The following is a 9,451-nucleotide window of genomic DNA, read 5'->3' on the forward strand; positions in this document are numbered from 1 at the left end:
CCCTAAGAATTACTTGAATTTTTAGAGATGAATTTAATGAATAATTCTTTTATTATATGAATAATAAAAACAATGAGAGCTACATTCAGAAACATTGCTCCTAATTGAATAAAGTGATGTCCCCACCAATTATTAATTATATAGCTAAATGTTAAATCAGTGCCCTCTGGATAATAAAATTCAAACCATGTAATCGGAAGCCCTCCCGAATAAGTATTCATTCCACTAATTTGCTGAGAATTTATATGTATAAACCCATTGAATTTAACAGATAACAAAGTACTTATTAAAGCTATAATCCAATACTTCCATTTTTTAATAAAATTCATCATAAAGTTAACCTTTCTCAATTTCTGAGCTTATCTTCTAATAGTATAATTACTACCATATATTTCATATTCTTTGCCTCCAAGTTTATCCTATATTAAATAAATTATCAAGCTGGCCAATTAGTAATACTAGATAACTCTAATTATAGATTTTTATAACAATAATAGAAGAAGATAACGAAATGATACAAAAGCCCTTCCATACATACAGAAGGACTTTTGTTTGTTTACATTTAATTTTAATTTAATCAGTAGAAGCACTACTTCTTTCCCTTTTAAATCACGTATAAAGTATAAATATGTATTAATAATTTAAAAGTATTGTAATTATACTTGAAATATCTAAAATATATAATATTATGTAATTATTGAAAATAATTGTCGTAGAATTATACCCATTTCGTTTCAATGAAACAAGTAATAAAATAAATGGAGGAACTAATTATGACAAACAAAAACAAAAGTATTCTAAAAAAAGTTACACTAATATTTTTTATATTCTTTATTATTAATCTCATACAATTATTTGCTTCAGGCTTTTTTAACATTACTTCTACATATGCCGATGTGTTTTCTATCTCTTCAAAACAAACCATAGCTAAAAGTGATAATTGGGAATTCTGTATCCCTGAAAAAGACAGTCTTACACCATATTTTACATATAAAGGAGCTTTAAATATGGATCTATTTCCTTATATAATTGGTAAAATATATTATAAGGACAATGATGAAATTGATACAATGGATATCGATTGGTACCTTAATAGCGACAGGCATTTCTTTATCGGTGAAAGGCGTTGGTATTTTTATTTTAAAGATAAAAACATTATTAAGGTGTCATTTAAAGTTGTATGGGAAGAATACGGAGAGGTATGTTCTGAATCTATTTCTTCAAATAATTTAACAGCAGAAGAAATACAAGAAATAAACAAATGGATAGAAAATCATGATAAAAATTACTCACCCCCTTTTACTTATCCAGAATTATCTCTATGGAAAAGACATTAAAGTTCATAAGTGATTTGCCCTCCTAAAATAATTTTCTTGATAAAGTAATTTATAAGAAATACAATTAACACTGTAAATATTATTTATAATGTTAATTGCATGTTGAGGTGAATATACTTAAGTAGAAAAAAACGCGAAGATATTAAAAAATGAAAACGTTGCACCAAGGTGAAAAGGAGTAGATATATGAGAAAAATTGTAGTTGTATATCAGTCCAAGTATGGAGCGACTAAAAAATATGCTGAGTGGATTTCAGAAGAATTATCTTGTGATTTATTTGAGCGGAAAAACATTAAATTAGCTGATCTGGAACCATATGATACCATCATTTATGGTGGTGGACTATACGCCGGTGGTGTAAGCGGAATTGACATAGTAACAAAGAACTTTGATCAACTTAGCAATAAAAATCTGATTCTGTTTACTTGTGGGTTGGCTGATCCTATGGATAAAGAAAATACTGATAGTATTAAGCAAAGCCTTAATAAAGTTCTTACAACTCAAATGCAGAATAAAATCAAATTATTTCATTTACGTGGCGCTATAGATTACGCTAAACTCAGCATTGCGCATAAGGCAATGATGGCAATGCTTTATAGAATGATTAATAAAAAAGATTATGATTCCTTGCGAATTGAGGATAAGGAATTCATATCTACCTATGGCAAAGCTGTCGATTTTACTGATAGATCAACAATATTACCCATTGTCAGTTATATTCAAAAACTGTAATCATATTAATTAAAATTATATTTTTCAGAGTTAGTCCCACGATCCAGAGTCTATTAATAAGTAAATTTTTATGAAAAGAACCCTTCTGTCCGTTAACTCTATAGTTAGCCTCTCCTCAGTTTAAATTATGTACAGTGTTTTTTTTAATACTGTTTTAATCTATTTCTTGATTTATACATGCTGACAATAAAAATAATTAAACTACAAAACTACAAAAATTATTAACTTTTTAATTCTATTCATATCTTTTAAGTCTCTTGAATTTCTCCTGCTTTTTTCAAAGCTGATTTAGCAATAACCGGACCTACTATTTCATATAACATTGTAGCGCAAAGTATGATCGTACGTATTTGATCTGAATATTCTGGCACAACAGTCTCTGCAACTACAATGAGCCCTATCGCAACACCTGCTTGCGGAATTAAAGCTGGTCCAACATAACGACATATTGCTTTGTTTGCTCTCATGATTTCTGCACCAATTCTAGCACCAAGCAACTTTCCGATTACTCTTCCTATAACATAAATTAAACCTATACTACCTATTTGAGGTATTAATTCAATATTAAGTTGGGCACCAGATACAACAAAAAACATTACATATATTGGCGGTGTACAAGTACCCAGCAATGACACAATTTCATCACTTTCACTGCTGATATTGCAAAATAACATTCCACACATCATACACGACAGCAAAGAAGACAATCCAAAAAACGAACTCAATGAAGAGCAAATAAATATTACAGAAACTGTAATAATCAATTGATTGTTTTGCTTTTTAAAGAATTTCATGAGAATGTAAATGGATATTCCAAATATCGTACCCATTATGAGTGTAAAAAATATTTCAACCATAGGTGTTAAAATAGCTTGTACAACACTTAGATCGCCATTGCCGTTAAGGCTCTTAGCTACAGAAACAGATATTGCAAAAGCAATAAGAGCCACAGAATCATCTAAAGCAACGACACTCATGAGCATATCAGTAACAGGCCCCTTAGCACGATATTGCTTGATTATCATTACCGTTGCTGCCGGAGCTGTTGCTGCTGCAATGGAACCAAGAACAATAGAAAATGCAACATTATGCCCTGTTACAATTAAGATTGTATCTACAATAACAACAGCCAAAAGTGCTTCAAAAAAAGCAATCACTACAGGCGTAATCCCTAGCTTTTTTAAAAAGCTTCTTTTGAATTCACAGCCTATAATAAATGCAATAAAAGCCAGTGCCATTTCCGATACGATTGAACAGTCTTGAATTACTTCCAAAGAATAAAAACTCAAAATATGTGGGCCTAATATAAGACCTGATAAAAGATAACCTGTAACATTCGGGAACTTGAAAATTTTAACAAACCGCCCAAATAACAATCCAAATAGTAGTATTGATCCAACATATAATAAAGTAGTGAACTGCGGCATTTTCTCTCCCCCTATTTCATGCAAGTTATCCCATCAACAAAGGTTATAGGAACTGCAAACATAAAAGCTGTATTAGGGTTTGACAAATCACCCACAAGCTCGGTAATAACTTTTTGTACAATTGGAATTTGGTCCTCATCGATAACCATTAAAATTGTTTTATTATCCTCTGCAATACCGGAAAACATCATCTTAAATGGTGCAAAAGACATACCTTCCTCAGCAGATGCAAGGGCTCCTGCCATACCGACAGAATTCATCACAGTTGCACCTTTAATTCCATTTGTATTTAGGTCCATAAGCAATTTATTAAGAACGCCTATTTTATTAAGAACCAAAAATAATAGTTGCTTTTTCATAATCTTCTCCTCCACTCCATAAAGCCTTTCTCGGTTAATAACTATTTTTGCAATTCTAATTATTATCAATTATATTCATATCTTAATCGGTATACTCATTTTATCTACGCAAACAGATTATAAAAAAAAGGCTTTTCATATCAGTGCCAAACGACAACAATACCAAAAGCCCTTCTGTATCTCTTTAGACGGTTCTTTTCATTATTCTGTTTTTAAGTACTTCTTTAGTATATCACAAGTAAATCAACAAAGCAAATTAGGAGCTGAACGTACCATTTGCTTACTCTTAGTTATCAAGTAGTTGGATGATCTTTTCGACTTCTCCTGCTGTTGCCGTGCCATGAGGGGCGAGAAGCCCATCATTAGTGGCAGAAATCAATCCTTTCTGGTGTGCCCAAGCCATAGCCTGGCGAGCAAAGGCAGAAATATCACCGGCATCACTAAACTGTGTCAGACCAGGATAGTCCATCAGCATCGGACTACCAGCATAACGCCACAATATGGTAACCAACTGCTCACGGCTTACCACATCATTCGGGCAAAAACTGCCATTGCCATATCCGCTAACCAAGCCTTTACTACTTGCCCAGCGGATTGCCTCCGCATAAGAATCATTGCCGTTTACATCAGTGTAACTCATAGCATAGTTTACAACCGGGTTGCCTTCCATGTTGTGCAGAAGTGAAACCAAACCAGCTCGGGTAAGAGCTTCGGCATCTGCCTCTTCCAGTAGCATAATATGGTTTGCATAGGTCTGTCCGGGATAAACCGTCGCATAGCTTTCATACCATGCCATAATATAAGTGTTGGGCTGAATATCGTTCAGGGTTGTGGAAGCATCTTCGAGATAAGAAGAAATTTTCGTTTCCTCGTCAGCCAAGATGAATAAACCGCCATTGTCTGTGGTTATCTTCAGCTTTCCATCCTCTTCTCTAATGGCTTCGACTTCATGATATTGAGCGCAACCCACATCCTGGGGGATATTGCGCACAATGGCAAAAGCGGAGGACTGTGGAGGAAGAGAGGCTGTTTCCACAGGACTGTGGAACACATAAATCCCCTCGCCTTCCTTTAGATCAGACGGATCATCTGCAGAATGGTTTCCGCTGTCAATCCAAACAGTTTCCGCAGAAAGGTTTACTACATATTCGCCGAAACGCTCCGAATCCAGTCGAAGCTGAGAGATTGTCCCGTCCTTATTCGTGACAATCTTCTTGACTTGCCCATAGTATAGAACGCTGTCGCTCAGGGACTGGGATTTCTCTGTTGTGGGTATAGCGGACAGTGTAGGATTTGGGACTTCCGCCGCCACGGCTTGGACACTCATCGTACAGAGCAAAGCGCCGGTCAAAGCTATTGCAACTAAATTCTTCTTCATACATTATTGCTCCTTTTCTATATGCTCATCAGGTAAGAGGCATAATTAACCTCTTTTACATATAGACGGTTACGCAGAGAAAATGTTCCAGTATACTTAATAAAAATTATAAGTAATTACCAAATTGCGCTAAAGTAACACTAAAGAATTTAAAGTATGTACCACCAAAAACAATTCCAGCAATCAGCAAAAGCCTGAAAGCTTGCCAACATGTAATTTTATTAAGATTGAATACTTGTGGCATAGTCATATTCCAAAGCCACCAAAAAATCCATGTTACTAAGAAAAATATGCAAACTTCTAAGAGCAGACAATTAATTATTGCAATGATACCCAACACGATCACATCCTTTCATTCTAATCTTTTTCAGTTTATTAATTAATGAGATGGAAAGTCTTTTCAATGTAAAGCTTTTATCAAACGATCAATCTCAAAATCCTGATTATACAAACCCATACTGATTCGAACAATACCTGTATATGGGCTTCCACCGATTAGCTTCTTTACATATAAATCTGCACCACAAAGTCCATTTTTCACTATGATTCCATAATCTTCATATAGGTACTTTGCTACTTCTTCGTGCGTTTTATCTTTTACATTGAATGCAATAATTGGTATTCTATCTTCTAAATGCTTATTGTCTCCATAAATGATTATATTGGGATTCAAATTTAAGTGATGCATTGCATAAGAAAGCAATTCAGATTCATGTTTTTCTATAACATCCATATTTATTTGTGCCATTGTTTGTATTGCAGTCGCTAAAGCAATTACCCCTAATATATTGTTAGAACCAGCTTCATATCGCTGCGGGCTATCTTTCAATATAATTTCATTGTCTGTAACTAGTTCTGTAATCCCTGCTCCGTAACAAAGAGGGTAACCCATATTTAGAACATGTTTATTTCCTACAAGAGCACCGGTAAAGAATGGCGCATACGTTTTATGCGCACTAAACGCTATATAATCAATGCTCTCCATTGCATCTGCTGGATTCATATTAATTTTACGATGCTGCATCAATTGTGCAGCATCTACTAGAATTTCTGCATTATGTATATGCGCTAATCTCGCAATTTCGTGAATCGGATTAACGTATCCGGTTACATTACTTGCACCAGTAACTGCCACTAACTTTACTCTTCCTCTATACTTTAATAGCTTTTGCTCTAAATCAAGAATAGATAGTCTGCCATCTTGGTCTACATTAACCAAATCAGTTTCACATCTATATTTCCATGGCAAATAATCCGATAAATGCTCCATATAAGTTGTAAGCACCACAGGGTTCATATCTGAATTTTGCTGACAGATTACATTGCTTAGTATGTTAATTGCTTCCGTCGTATTTTTCGTATAAATTACAGTATTGTTTTCGATATCTGCATTGAAAAAGTTCATAAGACTGGTTCGACTGTCTTCATATAACTCTGATAGAAACTTTGCTTTTCTCGATTTATCTGATACATATTTATACCATGGCAAATATTTTTCCAATTCATTCATAACAGATTTAAAGGGAGGTGTTGTACCAGCATTATCAAAATAAATACTATTTAAAGTTCCATTATTCGTTGGAATCAATGATGATGTATCCATGACTAATTTTCTTAATGCATATGCAAGATTATTTTGTTTTTTTTCAATTCTCATAGTTTTCCTTTCTTACATTTGAATCTTTTAATACAATAATACATATGCATAAATTAAAAATAAGTTCCTTAAAAGTTAGTATAAATATTCGTTTTAAATTAATTTTTCCTAAAAAAAGACAACGTATCACGTTGTTTCAGACTGTAGACAAAATACCTTGCTAAATTTATATTCTTATAATTTCTGCAAGGTATTTTCTATTTTTTCTATAAAGCTTTTAAAAAAAGAAAAAATAAAAGGATATCTCTATGCCATTTGATTCCTTCTTTCAGATTTATGAATCCATGTTGCTAGTTTTTTTAGATTCATGGACGCAAAAAGAAGATTCAGTTCCATTTCTATCTTCTGAATCCCTCGATATTGTGTATAACGCATATTATGTTTTTCTTTTGCATCTGCAAAGACTCGCTCAATGGTTTGACTCCGTAGTTTGTAAAGATCTCGATACTTTGGAGTATGACGAATGTCCTCACATTGCTCTATGTAGTTTTCCCATATATGACGTGTGACTACTTTTACATGGTCCTTACTTGCTGTGCATTCTGATAAGGAAGGGCAACTCTTGCAAATTTCTCCTTTACTCTTATATTCCCGATACCCTTCTCTATTTGTTGTAGTATAGTTTAACACTTGGTTTTCTGGGCATACAAAGCAATCATAGTATTCATCATAAGCATATTCGTGTTTTTTAAAATAACCATTTTTTGTCATAGGTCGTTTGTATGGTAGGATAGGAATTCGTTTATCTTTGAGTATTTCTCTAGCAATTGCAGGTGTTTTATATCCGGAATCCATTACAATATTTTTTACACCTTTATATCTTTTTACTTTTTCATAAATCTTTGGGAATGCAACTGAGTCATGTACATTTCCTGGATTTGTATGAAAAGCAAGTATGTAATTGTTTCGATCGCAAGCTACATTTGCAGCATAAGCAAATACTACCTTATGCTTTCCTTTATGAAATACGCCGCAATCCGGATCTACGGTACTTTTCTTGATTACTTTTGTCTTTTCTTTGGCTTCCGTTTTTTTTACAAGCTTGTTTTCCTCGTTCAATGCGATCTTCGTTAATTTCTTTCATTAGTTCTTTTTCATAGTATTTAACGGATTCCAAAACGGTTTCTTTTTCACTGTTATGGTTATTTGCACTTGCTTTAATATGTGTACCGTCAATGAAAATGCTTTCTGAATTAATGAATTCATATTCCATGATTTCAGCAATGACTCTTTGAAAGATTTGTTCGAATAAGTCAGTATTTTGAAACCGACGAGAGTAGTTTTACCAAAGGTAGAAAAGTGAGGAATTTCTTCCTCTAAACTATAACCAAGATACCATCGATAAGCTACATTCGTTTGAATTTCTTTAATGGTCTGTCTCATGGATCGAATACCAAAGGTATATTGAATGAGGGTAATTTTAATTAAGACAACAGGATCGATGCTTTCTTTTCCCACATCAGAATACAAATCTTTTACAAGGTCATAAATGAAAGAGAGATTAATCGCAGTATCTATCTTACGAATAATATGATCTTGTGGAACAAGAGAATTCAAGGTTACCATTTGAAATTGATCACGACCTAATAAATCTTTCTTACCCATCATAAAGCAAATACCTCCATGTATTTATACATATATTTTACCATAAATACAATAAAATGTATTACATTATGTAAAAAAACCTGTAGGCAAAGATAGAGATATCCTTGTCTACAGTCTGAGACAACGTATCACGTTGTCTTGTACTAATCCAATTTTCTCATAAAAATAACATTTCCTCTTCATTAAACCCCAGTCCTCTATATAGATTATGGGCTTTTTCATTATCCATTTCTGCATGCGCTGTACTCTTTTATAATCATGGTCTTTAGCATATTCAACGATATAATTCATTATTTTTTTGCCAATCCCATTTTTTCGATAAGAAGGCAATACATATAAATCATCAACCGTTAAGCCTTTTCCCCCAGACCATATACTATAAACAGTCCAAACATTAGCAAATCCGACAACTTCATTATTAACTTTGCAATAAAAATATGTAATGTATTCGAATCGAAAGCTTCTCTGAATGTTTTTTCATCTCATCTTCTGATGGCAGTTTCAAACTATCCCAATATGGATGTTCCTCTTTAACCGCTTTCATAAAATCTAAATTTAATTTTACATAGAACTCTTCATCTTCTAATTTACATGGTTGAATTATTATTGGTCAAACACGAATCTTCCCCTCTGCATGCATAGTTCTCCACTTGATAATCTCTTTTCAAGCTCTTCAAATAAAATAAATCTTGATTGCCTAAAAACCTCTTTACCTAAAGCAAACAATAAAACAGTCGGTGCTGTAAAGACAGAAAATTGTCCCGAAAATTCCGGGTAATCTTCGATTGCAATTATAGCACTATAGATTGAATGTTTTTTCACCATTTGCTGTATCTTTGGTAAGACAGCATCACAAACAGTACAACGGTTTGATTTGCCGAAAAGTAAAATTATCTCATGATTGTCTATTGCATTTTTAATATCTTTATATTGATTAAAATGTTCCATATATATTA

At 33.2% G+C, this 9,451-nt stretch carries 10 protein-coding genes and 1 pseudogene; 2 read left to right on the forward strand and 9 right to left on the reverse strand.

Going from position 1 to position 9,451, the window contains the following annotated elements; genetic code table 11:
• Positions 1-2: 2 nt before the first annotated feature.
• A complete protein-coding gene (locus tag I2490_RS01160) occupies positions 3-332 on the reverse strand; it encodes a hypothetical protein (RefSeq protein ID WP_206457951.1) in 330 nt (109 codons plus the stop codon).
• A 441-nt stretch (positions 333-773) separates the two neighbouring features.
• On the opposite strand from I2490_RS01160, the gene I2490_RS01165 reads away from it, so the two are divergent.
• Together I2490_RS01165 and I2490_RS01170 are read left to right on the forward strand one after the other, a co-directional pair.
• Positions 774-1,337, forward strand: a complete 564-nt coding sequence (locus I2490_RS01165; RefSeq protein ID WP_206457952.1) for a hypothetical protein — start codon at positions 774-776, stop codon at positions 1,335-1,337.
• A 186-nt stretch (positions 1,338-1,523) separates the two neighbouring features.
• Positions 1,524-2,069 carry a flavodoxin domain-containing protein gene (locus tag I2490_RS01170; protein WP_206457953.1) on the forward strand — a complete coding sequence of 182 codons (546 nt, stop codon included), beginning with the start codon at positions 1,524-1,526 and terminating at the stop codon, positions 2,067-2,069.
• A 248-nt stretch (positions 2,070-2,317) separates the two neighbouring features.
• Here the strand turns inward: I2490_RS01170 and I2490_RS01175 are convergent, their stop codons facing one another.
• The 8 genes and pseudogenes from I2490_RS01175 to I2490_RS01210 all read right to left on the reverse strand — a co-directional run.
• The gene (locus I2490_RS01175) at positions 2,318-3,496 is read right to left on the reverse strand and encodes a cation:proton antiporter (RefSeq protein ID WP_206457954.1); all 1,179 of its coding nucleotides are present in this window, start codon (positions 3,494-3,496) and stop codon (positions 2,318-2,320) included.
• 11 nt (positions 3,497-3,507) lie between these two features.
• Positions 3,508-3,855, reverse strand: coding sequence for a hypothetical protein (locus I2490_RS01180; protein WP_206457955.1), 348 nt, complete (start codon positions 3,853-3,855; stop codon positions 3,508-3,510).
• Between the two features lie 286 nt (positions 3,856-4,141).
• Entirely contained in the window at positions 4,142-5,233 is a 1,092-nt protein-coding gene (locus I2490_RS01185) for an S-layer homology domain-containing protein (RefSeq protein ID WP_206457956.1), read from the reverse strand.
• A gap of 106 nt (positions 5,234-5,339) precedes the next feature.
• Positions 5,340-5,573, reverse strand: a complete 234-nt coding sequence (locus tag I2490_RS01190; RefSeq protein ID WP_330634511.1) for a hypothetical protein — start codon at positions 5,571-5,573, stop codon at positions 5,340-5,342.
• Positions 5,574-5,633: 60 nt separating this feature from the next.
• Positions 5,634-6,890, reverse strand: coding sequence for an aminotransferase class V-fold PLP-dependent enzyme (locus I2490_RS01195; protein WP_206457958.1), 1,257 nt, complete (start codon positions 6,888-6,890; stop codon positions 5,634-5,636).
• Positions 6,891-7,136: 246 nt separating this feature from the next.
• Positions 7,137-8,498: pseudogene (locus I2490_RS01200) on the reverse strand (IS1182 family transposase).
• 105 nt (positions 8,499-8,603) lie between these two features.
• Positions 8,604-8,966, reverse strand: a complete 363-nt coding sequence (locus I2490_RS17115; RefSeq protein WP_206457967.1) for a GNAT family N-acetyltransferase — start codon at positions 8,964-8,966, stop codon at positions 8,604-8,606.
• Positions 8,967-9,098: 132 nt separating this feature from the next.
• On the reverse strand, positions 9,099-9,451 hold a 353-nt coding region (locus tag I2490_RS01210; protein WP_206457959.1), incomplete at its 5' end, for a thioredoxin family protein.

The organism is Anaerovorax sp. IOR16, from assembly GCF_017168145.1.
Lineage (GTDB): Bacteria > Bacillota > Clostridia > Peptostreptococcales > Anaerovoracaceae > IOR16.

Bases quoted from the DNA above. Each gene is read 5' to 3' on its own strand.
- I2490_RS01160 (WP_206457951.1), bottom strand. From the start codon at position 332: ATGATGAATTTTATTAAAAAATGGAAGTATTGGATTATAGCTTTAATA.
- I2490_RS01165 (WP_206457952.1), top strand. From the start codon at position 774: ATGACAAACAAAAACAAAAGTATTCTAAAAAAAGTTACACTAATATTT.
- I2490_RS01170 (WP_206457953.1), top strand. From the start codon at position 1,524: ATGAGAAAAATTGTAGTTGTATATCAGTCCAAGTATGGAGCGACTAAA.
- I2490_RS01175 (WP_206457954.1), bottom strand. From the start codon at position 3,496: ATGCCGCAGTTCACTACTTTATTATATGTTGGATCAATACTACTATTT.
- I2490_RS01180 (WP_206457955.1), bottom strand. From the start codon at position 3,855: ATGAAAAAGCAACTATTATTTTTGGTTCTTAATAAAATAGGCGTTCTT.
- I2490_RS01185 (WP_206457956.1), bottom strand. From the start codon at position 5,233: ATGAAGAAGAATTTAGTTGCAATAGCTTTGACCGGCGCTTTGCTCTGT.
- I2490_RS01195 (WP_206457958.1), bottom strand. From the start codon at position 6,890: ATGAGAATTGAAAAAAAACAAAATAATCTTGCATATGCATTAAGAAAA.